Source organism: Fusicatenibacter saccharivorans (assembly GCF_027667425.1).
GTDB lineage: Bacteria > Bacillota > Clostridia > Lachnospirales > Lachnospiraceae > Fusicatenibacter > Fusicatenibacter saccharivorans.
In genome coordinates, this window is the sequence record NZ_JAQEGR010000020.1 from 1 (window position 1) to 14,928 (window position 14,928).

The window sequence follows — 14,928 nt, forward strand, 5'->3', positions numbered from 1 at the left end:
TATTCTCCCCAGCATAGCTGGGGGATTAGACTTTTCATTCACGTTCTGGAAACAGAGGGAAAACGCACTACTGAATCAAATATTGCGTTATATACGAATTATTCGCTCCGTCAGGTTCATGATATTTTATTCAGGCTGACTTATATTGACGAAGTATCCTATGACGGTACCGATGACGAAGATTCTCAGTCCAAACAGGATCATCTGGAAGCAAAAATGACATCTTATGTCAAAAACCCAGAGACAGAATATATCGAGGGTCAGGCTACGCTGCTCTTAAACACGGCCCTTACAAAGCTTAATCCTACAGATCTTAAAATTTTAATGACAAAATTTGACAGTTCTGAAACCGGAGAGGCTTCCTATGCTTCAACAGCCAAAAAGCTGGGGCTTCCAGTCTCCAAAGTCAAACGGTCTATTACCAGATCTCTCCGAATTTTGCGTAATGATGATGGATTAAAAGATTGGTTCGAATACCAGAACAATGACTACAACAGCGTTGACGGTGATTTGGTTGGACTCGGATTATCAGATGAGCAGTTAAATGATTATGAAGAAATGGATAACGATATTATGGTGTCCATCGGAATTTCTCCTGAAGAGCCGACATCCAAAGCACGAACTCCTAAGAAACGCATTTCCTTTAGCGTAACTATCGACGGTGATTTTTCGGATAGTATTATCCTTAAAGTGCAGGGAAATGGTCAGATCAAGAAAGAATATGTATAAAAGAAAGCTTCCGGAACTTTTTTATGTTTCCGGAAGCTTTTTCTCATCTCTTTTTCTTTTTTACTTTTGCTTTTTCAATCATCATAGCATGTGCAAATTCTGTCGCATCTTCATGGATCACTACAACAGGAACTGTATAATCCACGCAAAAAATTGCCAGTAAATCATCTGCGCGAATCTTTGTTTTTCCCTGCATTATGTATGTATGAGATGTGCATTGTTCTGCAGCTCTTGAAAATCGAATAATATCATCTACACTTTTAAATTGCATTACAGTTTCTGTCATATCCCAGCCCTTTCTCTGGAATAAACGATTCCGTTTACTCCAAGTACACTTCGGCAATATAGTCCTGATTATTCTTTTCTACAATGGCGATACCGACCTGCGTGTAGCCGGTAGACATTCTCAAACCTCTGCTTCCTTCATTTGACTGAAATTTAGCATCGATTTCATCGGCTGATTTCACACTGACTTTCCAAATATTTTCAGAGACATCATCGCCGTTTCCACCATATTTTTGAGCCAGCTCCGACAATGTTCCATATAATGGCGAATCATCAGAGCTATAATCATATATAGCCATATCAGCGGCCTTCAAAACAGCCAATTTATAAGTAAGACTATTTGTGTTCATTTGTAATTGCCCTAATCCGGCACTTGCACGATCTGCATTCAATTTTGCCAGCAGTTCAGCCGCTTTTGTTGTATCATAGCTTACTTTTCCCGATACTCTTGCCACTTCAGCATCTATTGTGTCTGCTGCTGATGCCGCGGAAGGATCTTCTGAAACATTAAGTTTTTCTCGGCTTACCTCATATGGGCCGTCTTTTTGGGTACTTATAAGGGTTCCATTTGTATCATATACGCTTGTAACGGTTGTCTTATAGGTGATGCAATATCCATCTTCTGTTTTCGTGCTTACATTGGTTTCTGTTTTCGTATAAGTACCATCACCGTTATCAATCTGACTGGATTCTGCTCCACTGCCGCCTACGATAACACCGTTATTTCCTGAATTTTGGGTTCCGTCACCGGAATCTGCCGATAGGTCACCCTGATTTGCGTTATCTTTTTTTGCTTCGGACCATTCCTGTAAGTCTGAGGTGGAACTTTGTGGAGGATCTGTTACCTTCCATACATAGTTCTCCCCATCCTTTACTCTCTCCCGATACCCAGTAAGGACTCCATTATCATTATATAGTCCATACACATTTCCTGATTTATGCACATAATGCGTTGTATCAATTGTCGTGGCATCGGCTCCATCATCCAACGGAACCCCGTTTTCGTTTACAGGCACGTATGCGTATGATCCATCTTCATTACGGACATATTGCTGGTAAGAAGAAGTTCCATCTTTGTCTGTTACTTTGTATATATGATCCAGTCCATCCACCTTTTCATAATGTTCTGCATTAGGATCTTCAATATCCGTCCATAACCAAGAACCGTCTTCCTGCTGTGTTCGATGGCGGTATCCAACAATATTTCCCGAATCGTCCAATACCATGTAGACTTCATCCTCACCAGCTACTGGAAGATAATTAACTGGGATTTCCGGATCTAGTGTCCATTCTTCTTCAGCTGTTGGAGCAGTATACCGCGTTTCATACCATGCCACCTGCTGCTCGCCTTGCACATTATTGGGACGATTAATGGGCATTCGGAGTTTAATCCCCCACGCTGAGAAAAATACAATAAGCAGTGCTATAAAAGTAAAGAATAATTTTTTCATAAAAAGACCTCCTACAGATTAGTATTGTAAAATAGGGCGCATGATTAAATTCATACGCCCTGCAATTCGTTTTACTCAATGATTTCAAGACATTTTGCTCCGCCTCTGTACGGAGTTACCCTCATTTTTATTTGTGTTTTTCCTGAATTGCATGCCTGAGATACAATTTCGGCTGTATTTTGGTCAAAAAAGCATACCCACTGCTTCGTATCCATCAGGATCTTTGCAACATAACCTTCTGTAGTGGCTACTGGAAAGGTCAATACGGTTACTGTTTTTTTATATACACGCACATTATTCTGCTGCAAATTCGCACTATTTGAATTAGGAGCTTGTCCATATCCTTGTGGCTGCATGGATGGCGGTGTATTTTGAGCAGGCATTTCTCGCGGCCCTACTGATCCATAAGACTGCTGTGAAGGATTTCCTTGTCCGTTTTGATTATAATAATCAGGACTATAATAATCGGTTGGATTCGTGTAACTATCATTGTAATTATAGCCATTCTTCCTCTGACTATATTCATTTTCCATCTGTGCCAGTCCAAGAGGAATCAGATGCTGACCCGCAAGCATTTGAAAAACACGGATATAATCAGTCACTTTCCGTAAAAGATTCTTCAGATCTCTTTCGCTTAACCGGATAAACACAGCAACTCCTTCCTGAAAAGTCCCTTTTCTTTCGTAGAATGATCCTGCAATCTGTCCAGGAGCCGCCTGAGCAAATCCATTTTTTATGCACAGATAATATGGGTTTCGACTCAGTTCTCCATTTTGAGCTTTTTCTGTGTACTGCAGCGCAAAATGGAAGGACTTGCACATTCCGTTGAACTGACCACCTGTTTCTGGGTGTTTGCCATAGATTTTCTGGGCGAAAAAGGATTTTTTTGCTTGCATACAATCTTTAATTTCATAAATATCAGAAATTTCAAGGTTAAAATATGCGAATTTAGACTTATCGCCCTTTCCGCCGCTAAAATCCTGCAGGGCAATCCGAATATTCCCTTCGATCAGTTCTGCAAAACGTTCCAGTGGGGCTTCCCTGATATTGCACCAAAAACTCAATGTTTTTGTGCTTGTCCGCAATACTGCTGCCTGTGTTGTCGTTTCTTTATAATTTTTTGCCATTTTATTGTTACTCCTCATCTACATAAAATTCAGCATCGCGGAGAGTTCTTTTTTGAAACTTGTCTCCGTCTCAGCATTTTTACTTGCGCAAAAATCCAACATACGTAATCTCCGATGCTCTTTTCCATGAGAATATATTGTATACACTTCAAATGTCATATCAATCTTCTTGGGAGCATCCATCAGCAAATATTCTGCTTCCATCTGATAACCAGAACTTGGATACGGCATGGTAAAGAGTTTTATACTCTTACCGTCGCTTCCATTCTGCTCATAAAATTTTCCACGCACCGGGCTTAATTCAAGATTCCGGATAAAAAATACAGGTTCCGGATTTCCTTCGCCAAATGGTGCAAAGAACTCCATTTTTTCATACAGTTCCGGAATTTCTTCTTTTGTAACTTCCAAATCGTACAAAATACGCTTTTCTCGATACAGCACTGGAATATCAAGTTTTCTCACCTTGTTTCGGAACAACATAAGATTTTTTTCTGGTATTGTCATTCCTGCAGCGCCGGCATGTCCGCCGTAGGCAAAAAAATACTCCTTACACGGATCTAAAACCTGGTTCTTCAGATGGATATTTCCATATGTTCTTCCAGATCCTTTCAATTTCTCGCCATCCTGTGCATGCGCAAACACAATTACTGGACGCATATATTTTTCCGCCAGTTTTCCGGCAACAATACCCATAACACCTTCCGACACTTGTGTATCATAGATGATATATACCGCATCGTCAGCCAAGCATTGCTGAGATATTAATGCATCAGACCTTTCCAATGCTTCTTCTGTAATACGCCTACGATCTACATTTCTTTCAATAACAGTATCCGCAAGCGCATGCAACTTCAAAAGCTGTTCGTCGTAATCCAGTGCAAAAACATCCAATTCTTGCGACAGCAAATGGAAAATATCCATCGCCCCATCATCCAGCAATCGACCGGATGCGTTGCATACCGGACCTATTTTATAGCCATAGTCTTCGGCTGTAATCTTCTCCAGTCGCATTTTTCGGACTAGCGCAAGAACTCCAGACGTAGCAATTCCGCGATTGATTAGCTTCAGGCTCTGCCGAACCAGATAACGGTTTGCTCCGATCAGCGGAACGACATCTGCCACTGTAGCAATTCCAGCTAATACCAGCAACTTATCCAATAAATCCTTATTTGTTATAAGCATTTCCGCAAAGCGGTATGCGAGGCCTGCTCCGCAATAATGTTTAAAAGTAGACATTCCTTCACAGTGTGGGTCCACGATAATATCCGCGCACGGAAGTTCCTCTCCGCTTAAATGGTGATCCAGAATAATAACATCGATACCTTTATCTTTTGCTTTCTTTATGGCATCAATTGCTGCGATTCCATTATCGACCGTGATAATTAACCCACTTTCTGATTCGTCGATGATTTTTTTAGATAAACCATAACCTTCTGAATACCTTCTTGGCAGCCTTACAGACACCTCTGCGTATTCAGCAAGGGAATTTGCCTTGAGATATGAAATGATTGCATCATACAGAATTGCTGATGCGTTCATTCCGTCTGCGTCATAATCACCCACGATTTTGATCTGCAGTATTTCTTTTTCTTCTGCAGCATCATTTACTTTTTTCTTGAAGAACTCAACCGCCCGATCCATATTATGAATATAAGGATTTGGCTGTGGTGTTAGAAATGCTTTCAGTGACATTCCTGTGTTTCGTTCAATAACTTCTTCCATTGTCATGCAAGAATCTCTTTTGGTATACTCTTTCATACTTATTTTCCTTTCTGGACATAATGTTTTTCAGATCTATTTATAGCTACTCCTTTCTTTTCATATTGACCTGATATTTATAGAATTGTTAATTGATCGCAAAACAAAAAGACCGGGATTATTCCCGATCCTTTTGCTTTTTGATTTCAGTATTTAAGATGTACGTCAAGATCTACCTTGTCACCTGTGTCTGACTCTGAGGATTTCAACTCTTTAATAAACGGAGAAATTTCCCCTGAATTTCCCTGATAAGACAATAACTGCAATTCTTTTTTTGCTCTTGTGCAGCCCACGTAGAACAAGCGGCGTTCCTCTTCCAGATCCTCTACAGTCCCCTGTTTTGCAAATGGAATCGTGTTCTTTACACAATTGAGGATATATACACGATCCCATTCCAGACCTTTTGAACGGTGAAGTGTTGACAAAGCGATTCCATCATGCTTTCGCAGTTGTTCCTGTAAAATGATTTTATGTTTTCGAACGTACGCATCCCATTCTTTCCAATCATTATGTTTTTCTGCATCCGCTTTATAACTGTTCCAGTAAAAATATAATTCTCCCGGAGACATATTTCGGTATTCTGCATAATCATGGAGAAATATTTTGTACCTGCCAAAACTTTCTAAAATCTTTAAGGTATCTACCGGATTTTTATCTTCAAGCTTTTTAAACAGATAAAACATATCTTCCACGCTATCCATTGCCTTTGATCTTTTCCATTTTCCGTCTGGAAGGGTGGCTGCCACATTCATCAGTTGTTTCAGTGACCCATCCGTTTTGAAGAAACGCGAATCAAATAGAAATCTTTGAGGATGATTTAGAATTCTATTCAAATCCATTTTGTTTCCTATACCGTTTCCCAATTTGTGATAACTCAAAATATCACGATAAATCCAATGGTCATACTTATCCTGTATAGGCTCTGTACACCAAAATGGGATTTTTTCTGTGATCAAAAGGTCACTTACCTGCACTGCTTCTTTATTGGTTCGGTATAATATGCTGGTATTACGATACTCGTCCATTGACATTTTCTTTTCGAGAATCATTTTTACCAGGCCCCGTTGTTCAGCATCTATATCATTATAGGTCTGATGATGCACAATCCCCTCTTCCTCATGACTCGCCAGAAATTCCTTATCGAATCTTTCCTTATTGTGATGGATCAAATTTGATGCACACTCAATAATCTTACGATCCGAACGATAATTCATGGACAGATGCAAGGATACTGCATTAGGATAATGTTCGGCAAATTTAAGCATGATTTCTGGCTTTGCACCACGAAATCCATAAATTGACTGATCATCATCGCCAACAACAGCAATATTTCCATTTTCTCCTGCCAAAAGATACAGAATGTCTCGCTGAAGATAATTTGTGTCCTGAAACTCATCAATCTGAATGTATTGATACCTTTCCTGTAGCCACTCCAAACACGTTTTATCGTTTTTCATCAATTCATATGCTTTCAGCAACATGTCATCATAGTCAATCTTACCTAAAGCATCTTTCCAGTTTTCGTACGCCTTAAACAGTTCATCGAACAGTTCTTTTTCACCGCAATTTGGTTCAAACTGGGCTAATGGACACATACTGTTTTTGCAAACAGCTATGTCTAAGAGCAGCGCTTTAATATATTCCACTTTATCCACGATTTCTTTGTGGCGGACCAGCTGCTGAAAGAAAAATTCGTAGATATCACCTGTTGCCAAAACACATTCCGCATCAAAATGTGCGAATTTCTTTAACGTAGCCAGGCAAAAAGAATGGATCGTGCAAAAAGTGACCATTCCATCCTCTGCATACTTCTTCCAGAATCTTTGCTTCATTTCTCCAGCAGCAGCGGTTGTGAATGTTACCATTAAAATGTTCTCTGCAGGGACTCCCTGCTGAATCATTTCATGGATTCTTCCCAGCAGAGTTGTCGTTTTTCCACTGCCGGGGCAAGCCACTAAAATCAGCTGCCCCTTAATTGTCTCAATTGCTTTTTGCTGTTCTTCGTTAAACATTTGCTTTTTCCTCCGCATTTGCAGCTGGTTTATACACTTTTACGCCAAGGCCAAAAATACGATCTGACATTTCGCCTGGATTAAGTGTCTTTTCGACCTGCTCATACTGATACATAGACGCATCAATTACGTCAATTTCGTGTAACAGCATTGCTTCCTTGACTGCCGGCATGGTAATTGCGCCATACTCTAACTGTCCGTGATGTGCAACAATACAGTGCTTTAACAGACGGATTTTTTCTGCCGGATATGTAGGGTTTTCAAAGCTCTTGCGGTCGATCATTTCGATAGCAAGCAATGTATGACCAAACAGGTTTCCATCAACCGTATATTCAGCCACTCCCGTTGCATCTGTATCTAACTCCTGCAGTTTGCCGATATCATGCAGGATAACTGCTGAATACAGCAACTCTTTATCAAAACGGTAAACTCTTGATAAAATGACTGCCGTCTTGAGCATTCTGAGCATATGATACAGCAGGCCTCCATAGCAGTTATGATGGATCGTTTTTGCAGCTGCCCAGTACAGCAGCTTATCCGCATTTTCATCCAAAATTCCCATAACCAGCGGATATAACTCAGTTTCAGAGATTTCTTTTGAAAGGATACTCTTGATTTCGTCCATCATGTCCTGCGATGGAATAGGTGCTGTCAGAAGATAATCTTCCAGTTTTGCATCATCTGGAGCAGCCTGATACTCTTTGACTTCATATGTTTCTACTCCATTATACAGCTTTTTGTACAACTGAACGGAAATCACACTCTTTTCCTGCACTTTGTAGATGTCTTTTTTCTCAGTATTCCACAGATTTGCTGTGATAGCGATGTCTCCATCCAACAGATGAAACGTGCAAAATGGCTTTTTAGATTTTGTTTCCCTCTCTTCGATGGCTCCCAGGAATGCGACGGTCCATGTAGCTGTGTCAAGGGCAATTTCTTTGAACTTTGGATACATAATTTTTCCTCTCTTTCTTTTAAGACAAATTGTTTTTCAGACCATATGATATTTAAGCTCCTCTCATGCTTATTGATCTGATTATATATAGTATGTAGAAATTACCCATAAATAAAAAATACCCGGATACCTTCTCTCTTGAGAAGTATCCGGGTATCTATTGCTTAAATCACCAAAAAGCCCTTTTTCTTCTTGATTTCGTCTAACTCTTCTGGAGTCACTCCTGTGCTTTTCATGATTTGTACATCTGAAACTTTGTTTTCTATTAAAGATTCAATCATTCTATTAAATCTATTTCTTTCTTCTATCTTTTCCATTTCACGACCTTTTGCAATTCCTTCTTCTATAAGTTCTTCCATTACACTACTCATGTCCACGACCCCTTTCTTCGTTTCTTTAAAATATCGTACACGTTCAGCCAAGATACTGTACTTCATGTTCTCCGCATTGACGCAGAAAAAGTCATGCATTAGCTTTCCCAACGCTGTTTCATCTTGGATTTGAGCATTGACATAAATAATATGTGCCTCATCATTAAAGTTTTCGCCTGTTTCCTTCACGATTCTGTCAATATGATAAATAGGATGCCCTGCCTGCATGACATCATTTTCTGTGATAAAAATGACGTACGTTTCCTTGAGGTTTTCATATTGATTACCAGCCTCCGTTATGTTCGCATCTAAGAGGCTGCTGTTATAGCGCGCTCTTTTGGCCTGCGCTCCATGATCATTTTTCTGGACCTCAATATTGTATATCTTTCCAGAATCATCTACCGCCAGAATATCCAACCGGACAGCTCTTCCTTGAAGATTGCTAATCCCATGCTGTGAATCAACATTTTTCACATACAAATCCGTTCTGTTCAAGATGATTTGAAGCAGTAGTTCGACACAACTTTTGTCTTCAAACACTTTATTCATAAACACATCATCTATCAAACGAAATTGGCGAATACGTTGCAAATCAGCTTCTTGCTTTTTCGCAAGATCAAAGGGAGTAACTGGTTCTTCCATAGATTCCTTTTCTTTTGAATAGTCTAACATAATTTTTTCTCCTTTACAATCATCACTCCATTTTTAATTGATCTATTTCCATCAAAAAGCAAATGAATCATGTAAAGAAGCAGATTTTTTTAATCCTAAGTACATAGATTTCCTCCTTTTGGACAAATTGTTTTTCAGATCTGATTTTGTTCTCCTTTCTTGATATTTGATCTGATATGAATAGAATGGAAAATCTTATTAAAAACAAATGTTCTTAGGACTCAGCGCCATTTTCTTCCTGTGAAATATATTTTTGGGCCTGCTGCTCCATAAATTGCTGAATTTCTTCCTCACTCATATGATACGATTCTGCAAATTCCTCTATCGTCTGTTGTTGCTCGGCAGCGAGATCTTCTAAGATCATATTAAGTTCCTGCTTTTTCGCTTCAAAGTCTTTGGAAGTATATTGCGTAAAGCCTTCCGCCTGGCTTACCTGCTCCCATAAATTGATTTCATCTTTGGTCATATTGGCCTGATCCTGTGTAATCCATATTCCTTCCAAAGTTCTTTCCCTTAATTCTTCAAAGGAATCCATATCCAAATATTGTTGGATAAAATCATCGGATAATTCGGGAGTAACATGATATTCTTCAGCTTTTGCTTCAACATTCTTTTCCATTTGCTGTTCTACGGACTTCTGATCCGGAACAACAATAGCCGGAGGGCTTGCTGGTTCCATAGAACATGCTGTCAAACATGTACTCAGCACCACAAAAACGATTATTTTCTTTGACATATGATCACACCTTTCATATCATTTTTCTTTTCCATATAAGAATGTCAAAAAGCGGCAAAGATAAGAAAAATCTCCTACGTGAAATTTATTATTTTAAATATTTTCAATACTATAGATATACATATATAAAGGAGGCCACTATAAATGAATAGAAAAGAAATCGCAGAAATTCGAAAGCTGCTCTGCATGCAAAGAAACCCAATTCACACTATCTACGGATGTTATGTTAATTCTGAGAAAGATCTCTTATCTGAATTCAAGCATCCGGCCTTATCCCTTCCAGAGGATGAACTTTTCAAATATCTGGACATCTTCAGAAAAGCTCTTTCCGGAAAGAAGGAAAAAAATTTAACACAGGTGGATTTTCCTCTGTCGGAAGAATCTGCCGGTGGAACACAACACTTTTTATATCAATTCTGCAATGGAACGGGTGATATTCAGGAAGATGCGTTGGAAGAATTGTATGGAATCATCATAGAAAATTATACTACAGTAGAAAACTATGCTATCCTTGTCGCTCTGGGGGCTTATGATGTACCGGGAAAGGCTACGGACGGAACGATAATGGATGATGCCTCCGAAACCACTTATTGCTTCATAATCTGCTGTATTTGCCCTGTTAAAAAGACAAGCAATGATCTCGGATATAATGAGAAGGAAGCCATTTTTGAAAATCTCGTCCGACTAGAAAAGGTCGCTCCGCCTGAAAATGCGTTTTTGTTTCCTTCTTTCGATGATCGCGCTTCAAACTGCCATTCTCTTCTCTATTATTCAAGAAGGGATATGCACGCGGAGTTCGTTGCAAACGGACTTAACTGTCAGCTCCCGTTATGGGAACCCGATCAAAAACAGTATTTTCAGGCAGCTGTTGATACTGCCTTTTCGTCACAGTACACTGTAGAAACATCCATTGAACTTTATCAGAACATCTGTGAAAAAGCGGAAGAATTGGAAGATCCAACAATCTCTAAAAACGGTTTACATCATATTCTGGAACAATGCGGCGCTACGGAAGACGATTTAAACGCATTTGACAGGGAGTTCTCAGATAATGTTGTCTTACATTCAAACAGCATCATTGATACCCGCAAATGCACCATATCCGCCTATGGCATGACGCTCAAAATCGACCGAGATCAGTTGGATCTGCTCGAAACAAGAAATATTGATGGACAAACATATCTTTGTATCCCCATCACGAACAACTTTCGTGTGAACGATGTTGAAATTAAGGGATAAGAAAAAGGACGGCAGCCATAGGTACTGTCGTCCTTTTCAATGTTTTCATTTCATACGATAAAATTTCTCCTCAGAGTAAAGGAGGGAGAGTCCCGCAGGCTCCTCCCCCGTCTGTAGGCTTCACAAGTTTCTACAGAACGATCACCAAGCTTAGTATATGGCATTTTGAACGGTCTTTCAATGTTCCAAGGCCTTCCCATACCATATTAGCTCAGAATCATTCTATGCTATTGTATAGCTTTCCGCAGATCTTTTTATTCCTGAACTGCATCTGATTAGATGTCTGTGACACTCCAATCTGCTCCATAATTTATCAGATTCCGAGCCCATAGAATAAAATTTTGCCTTAAAATAAACAACTTTCGTGTGCGCGTAATCGTGTAAAAAAAATATAACGAGTTTCATTTTCCGACCATCTTTGTACCACTGACACGTTTCCGTTTCCTGCAACTCGGTGCAATTTGGTGCAACATTGAATTCTTCTTAAATATCTGTGGTTCCACTAAAACACTGTATTTAAGCCTTAAAACAGTTTCGTTTAACAAGAGTAGTATATCATAGGCGAAAGCTTCTCACACTGATCCAGCGCATCCTGTGCTGTCACAGGCCGCGTGGACATCAGTGCCGGCGCTTTTACCGCTGTGTTTTTTGTTTCTGTATCGTTCATTTGTATTTCATACCTTTTCTCAAAAATAAATATAAGAAGTATAACAAACGTTATACCTGCACAATTTTAGCATGAAACCAGAAATTGTGCAAGATTCACAAGCGTATAAAATGCCCCCTTCCTGTCAGTGGTTTTTTCTCAAAACCAGCCGTCCAGGAAGCGAGCATTCCCTTTAATTTTTCTTTTTTTGTCTCCATTTTGAGAAAGACGAACCAATCAACAGGATCAGCACAAAAACAACGGCAACCGTTTCATAAATCTGCACGCCGGTGTTGACAGGATTGTCGTCAATTGAGCGGTAATCGCGCTCCAGACGCCACAGCATCGCCATCCGGTCCATGAAATCAATCTGCCGCGTGCCGTCCGTCTCGGTCTTAAAGACGGCACAGTAAAGATTCGTGTACCACTGGTCAAGAAGACTGACCCCTGATCGCCCGATCTTTCCGCTGCCGATCTCCTCGTCATTTTCATCATACAGAATCCTGCCGCTTCTCGAACTCTGGTAATCGAGCGGCGTTTCATCTACATCAAGGAAAATCAGTCTTGTATCTTTTCCATAGGAGGTATCCACATACTGCTCCTGCGCATAGCCAAGACACGTACCGGATGCGTCGTAATAGCCGTACGTCGTGCCGGAGCCTTCTCTGTCATTGATGGGCTCATCCTCCACATAGTCAATCGAAAACCACTCCTCCTCGTTGATATAGACCGTATTCTTCTGAAGATAGCCCGCCACTTTTCCGTCTGCCACAATCTTCGTCTTTCGTTTACTTCCATACAGGTCAAAGTAGATTTCTATGGTTTCTGCCGATGTAAGCGCCTCTTTTGCCTCATCCGCAGTTGCAAACTCAGATTCCGGCACTTTTTCTTTTCCGCAGCCGCCAAGCACCAGAGCGGCGGCAAGAAAAAGACCAGCGGCTGTATATATTCTCTTTTTCAACTGCCTTTTTCCTCCGCCTTACTTGTTATCTTTGTAATACTCATTTGCCTCATCGTACATCATATCGAGCAAGGCGTATTTATCCTGGAAATCCATCACCTGCGTACCGTTATCCTCCAGGTTCACATAGAGATTGCACTGTGAACCGGACCAGTCCATCTCTTTTTTCGCAGAACCGATCACCGTTCCGCCCTCTGTATAAATGGTATGTCCATCCTCTGATGCGTAATATGGTTTTTCGTTCAGATCTGCATCGAGAAAAATAATGTAATACGCTTCCGGCATCTGATCCGGTGTCGTCACGCGCTCCTGTGCATAGCCAAGCAGGTTGTTGTCCGGATCATAGAATGCATAGGTAGTAGCGGATTTTGTCATCTTATTGATTTCTTCGTCCGTCACAATTTTCATATGGAACCATTCTTCGCCGGAAATAGAGATCGTCCAGGTCTGATCAAAGAGACCGCTGTTTTTCATATACGCGGCAGCCTTTTCATCCGCATAAATGTTTCCCGAAGCGTCAACGTTATCCAGATCACAGCGCATGCGGACGGACGAAGCCGATGCAAGGGCTTCTTTTGCCACATCCGCGTTTTCATACCCTAACTTTTCTTCTGCCGCCGAGCAGCCGCACAGAAGCAGAAGTCCTGCTGTAAAACCCAAAAACAATTTTGTCGTTTTTCTCATAGATTCCCCTCTCTTTCTTTTGTCAGGACCGATTGGAAAGACCGCCGTCCTTGTCGCGTGCCAGTTCTCTTGCCGCCATCACAGCGAGTGCGGTCAGCTGCGGCAGATATTTTGCATCGTAGACAATCAGAAACGCATTGTCGAACATGATGTTTCCGACGGTAAGATCCATATTGTCGACGATGGCGCCGATCATAGTTCCGTTCAGTTTTACCGAGTAATTGTGGCCGATGGAGCCGGCGTATTCCCGGAGTTCCAGTTTTCCCTCCGGCAGTTCCATCGAGAACTGATCCCGTACGAGTGCAAACTGCTTTTTCAACACACCATACGGCTCGCCGTACAGATAAAAACGGTAGGTCGGCAGCGCGTGGAGCAGTTCCTTCGTCATGCGGAAGATTTCGGTGTGCATCGCATCGTAGATATAAAATGTTTTCAGCGGCACGGTGCTGTCGATCTCGTAAACCAGGTTTCCGTCTGTATCCTCCAGATCGAAATGCTGGCCCGTCAGGCGGTAATCCTCCGTGAAAGTGTAAATCTGGGACGCCGAAATCTTCTGAAACGGCTGTACCGTTCCGGTTTTGACGAAATGCTCCAGATTCGCTTTTAATTCGCTCTGGAACATCATCAGATCGGAATGGTAGCTTAGATGGTCTGCGAGGTTCTCTGCAACATCTTCATGAATCGGATACACGGGTGTGGTGAGTTTCTTTTTGATAAAGCCTTCGATGAAGGAATATCCCAAATAACCGACATGACCGTCTTTGGTCAGCCAGAAGTAGAGATATTCTCCCTTGGCGTCCGGTCCGAAAACGAGTGCTTTCTGCCGCATCGTGTAGAATTTTGCAAGCCATGCAGAACCGAACGGTGTATCGACGTTCTTGTAAGCCTCATAAAATTCTTCGATTTTCCGCGGCTTCTCCATGGAGATCATGGCAATCATATCCGTCATGGAATTGTAGTTCTCCGGGGTTGCCATGGACCAGATGGCAATGCCGAAAATCAGGACAACCGTGGCGATGGTGAGTGTGATCGTCTCTCCGTAGCCGACCGCCATCAGATAGATGCCCAGCAGCGTGACAGCGCCGCCTGCGATGCGGAATTTCCATTTTCTCTTTTTCAACTGAATACCGCCTCCTCTCTTTTCGTTACTTTTATTGTACTTGCTCCCCTTTTTTGTGTCAATTGAAACTCGCTCCTCCGCTCTATTTTGTTCTGCCTGGCGGGACAAAGAAAGCGTGTCGGCGCATCTTTTTTTGTCAGAATGCATCCGGCACGCTTTGTTTCAAAAATTTAATGAACGAA

At 41.2% G+C, this 14,928-nt stretch carries 13 protein-coding genes; 2 read left to right on the plus strand and 11 right to left on the minus strand.

Annotated features, from left to right (window positions below; genetic code table 11):
- The coding region (locus tag PGS38_RS15410) for an RNA polymerase sigma factor (RefSeq protein ID WP_270476405.1) at positions 1–729 on the plus strand (729 nt) is incomplete at its 5' end.
- 43 nt (positions 730–772) lie between these two features.
- Here the strand turns inward: PGS38_RS15410 and PGS38_RS15415 are convergent.
- The 8 genes from PGS38_RS15415 to PGS38_RS15450 form a co-directional block, all read right to left on the minus strand.
- Entirely contained in the window at positions 773–1,015 is a 243-nt protein-coding gene (locus tag PGS38_RS15415; protein ID WP_147399285.1) for a hypothetical protein, read from the minus strand.
- Positions 1,016–1,049: 34 nt separating this feature from the next.
- Positions 1,050–2,465: a CAP domain-containing protein gene (locus tag PGS38_RS15420; RefSeq protein WP_118640120.1), complete on the minus strand. Its 1,416-nt coding sequence runs from the start codon at positions 2,463–2,465 to the stop codon at positions 1,050–1,052.
- Between the two features lie 71 nt (positions 2,466–2,536).
- Positions 2,537–3,592: a hypothetical protein gene (locus PGS38_RS15425; protein ID WP_270476406.1), complete on the minus strand. Its 1,056-nt coding sequence runs from the start codon at positions 3,590–3,592 to the stop codon at positions 2,537–2,539.
- Between the two features lie 18 nt (positions 3,593–3,610).
- Entirely contained in the window at positions 3,611–5,320 is a 1,710-nt protein-coding gene (locus tag PGS38_RS15430) for a single-stranded-DNA-specific exonuclease RecJ (RefSeq protein ID WP_270476407.1), read from the minus strand.
- Between the two features lie 176 nt (positions 5,321–5,496).
- The gene (locus PGS38_RS15435) at positions 5,497–7,362 is read right to left on the minus strand and encodes an ATP-dependent helicase (RefSeq protein WP_270476408.1); all 1,866 of its coding nucleotides are present in this window, start codon (positions 7,360–7,362) and stop codon (positions 5,497–5,499) included.
- Positions 7,355–8,317 carry a 3'-5' exoribonuclease YhaM family protein gene (locus tag PGS38_RS15440; RefSeq protein WP_118640116.1) on the minus strand — a complete coding sequence of 321 codons (963 nt, stop codon included), beginning with the start codon at positions 8,315–8,317 and terminating at the stop codon, positions 7,355–7,357. Before PGS38_RS15440 ends, PGS38_RS15435 begins: the two co-directional genes overlap by 8 nt.
- Before the next feature lie 164 nt (positions 8,318–8,481).
- Positions 8,482–9,360: an Rpn family recombination-promoting nuclease/putative transposase gene (locus tag PGS38_RS15445; RefSeq protein ID WP_330427566.1), complete on the minus strand. Its 879-nt coding sequence runs from the start codon at positions 9,358–9,360 to the stop codon at positions 8,482–8,484.
- 214 nt (positions 9,361–9,574) lie between these two features.
- A complete protein-coding gene (locus tag PGS38_RS15450; RefSeq protein ID WP_118640115.1) occupies positions 9,575–10,096 on the minus strand; it encodes a hypothetical protein in 522 nt (173 codons plus the stop codon).
- 144 nt (positions 10,097–10,240) lie between these two features.
- On the opposite strand from PGS38_RS15450, the gene PGS38_RS15455 reads away from it, so the two are divergent.
- Positions 10,241–11,335 (plus strand): DUF4317 domain-containing protein, encoded by a 1,095-nt coding sequence (locus PGS38_RS15455; RefSeq protein ID WP_270476409.1) that lies wholly within the window; start codon positions 10,241–10,243, stop codon positions 11,333–11,335.
- Between the two features lie 839 nt (positions 11,336–12,174).
- On the opposite strand, the gene PGS38_RS15460 is transcribed toward PGS38_RS15455, so the two are convergent.
- The 3 genes from PGS38_RS15460 to PGS38_RS15470 are packed head-to-tail and all read right to left on the minus strand — an operon-like array spanning position 12,175 to position 14,746.
- The gene (locus PGS38_RS15460) at positions 12,175–12,942 is read right to left on the minus strand and encodes a hypothetical protein (protein WP_022461039.1); all 768 of its coding nucleotides are present in this window, start codon (positions 12,940–12,942) and stop codon (positions 12,175–12,177) included.
- A gap of 18 nt (positions 12,943–12,960) precedes the next feature.
- Positions 12,961–13,626, minus strand: coding sequence for a hypothetical protein (locus PGS38_RS15465; protein WP_055228134.1), 666 nt, complete (start codon positions 13,624–13,626; stop codon positions 12,961–12,963).
- 22 nt (positions 13,627–13,648) lie between these two features.
- Positions 13,649–14,746, minus strand: coding sequence for an LURP-one-related family protein (locus tag PGS38_RS15470; protein ID WP_117508921.1), 1,098 nt, complete (start codon positions 14,744–14,746; stop codon positions 13,649–13,651).
- Between the last annotated feature and the right edge of the window lie 182 nt (positions 14,747–14,928).

Coding starts and splice junctions, on each gene's coding strand:
- PGS38_RS15430 (WP_270476407.1), bottom strand. CDS start 5,320: ATGACAATGGAAGAAGTTATTGAACGAAACACAGGAATGTCACTGAAA.
- PGS38_RS15440 (WP_118640116.1), bottom strand. CDS start 8,317: ATGTATCCAAAGTTCAAAGAAATTGCCCTTGACACAGCTACATGGACC.
- PGS38_RS15455 (WP_270476409.1), top strand. CDS start 10,241: ATGAATAGAAAAGAAATCGCAGAAATTCGAAAGCTGCTCTGCATGCAA.
- PGS38_RS15450 (WP_118640115.1), bottom strand. CDS start 10,096: ATGTCAAAGAAAATAATCGTTTTTGTGGTGCTGAGTACATGTTTGACA.
- PGS38_RS15465 (WP_055228134.1), bottom strand. CDS start 13,626: ATGAGAAAAACGACAAAATTGTTTTTGGGTTTTACAGCAGGACTTCTG.
- PGS38_RS15445 (WP_330427566.1), bottom strand. CDS start 9,360: ATGTTAGACTATTCAAAAGAAAAGGAATCTATGGAAGAACCAGTTACT.
- PGS38_RS15415 (WP_147399285.1), bottom strand. CDS start 1,015: ATGACAGAAACTGTAATGCAATTTAAAAGTGTAGATGATATTATTCGA.
- PGS38_RS15435 (WP_270476408.1), bottom strand. CDS start 7,362: ATGTTTAACGAAGAACAGCAAAAAGCAATTGAGACAATTAAGGGGCAG.
- PGS38_RS15420 (WP_118640120.1), bottom strand. CDS start 2,465: ATGAAAAAATTATTCTTTACTTTTATAGCACTGCTTATTGTATTTTTC.
- PGS38_RS15425 (WP_270476406.1), bottom strand. CDS start 3,592: ATGGCAAAAAATTATAAAGAAACGACAACACAGGCAGCAGTATTGCGG.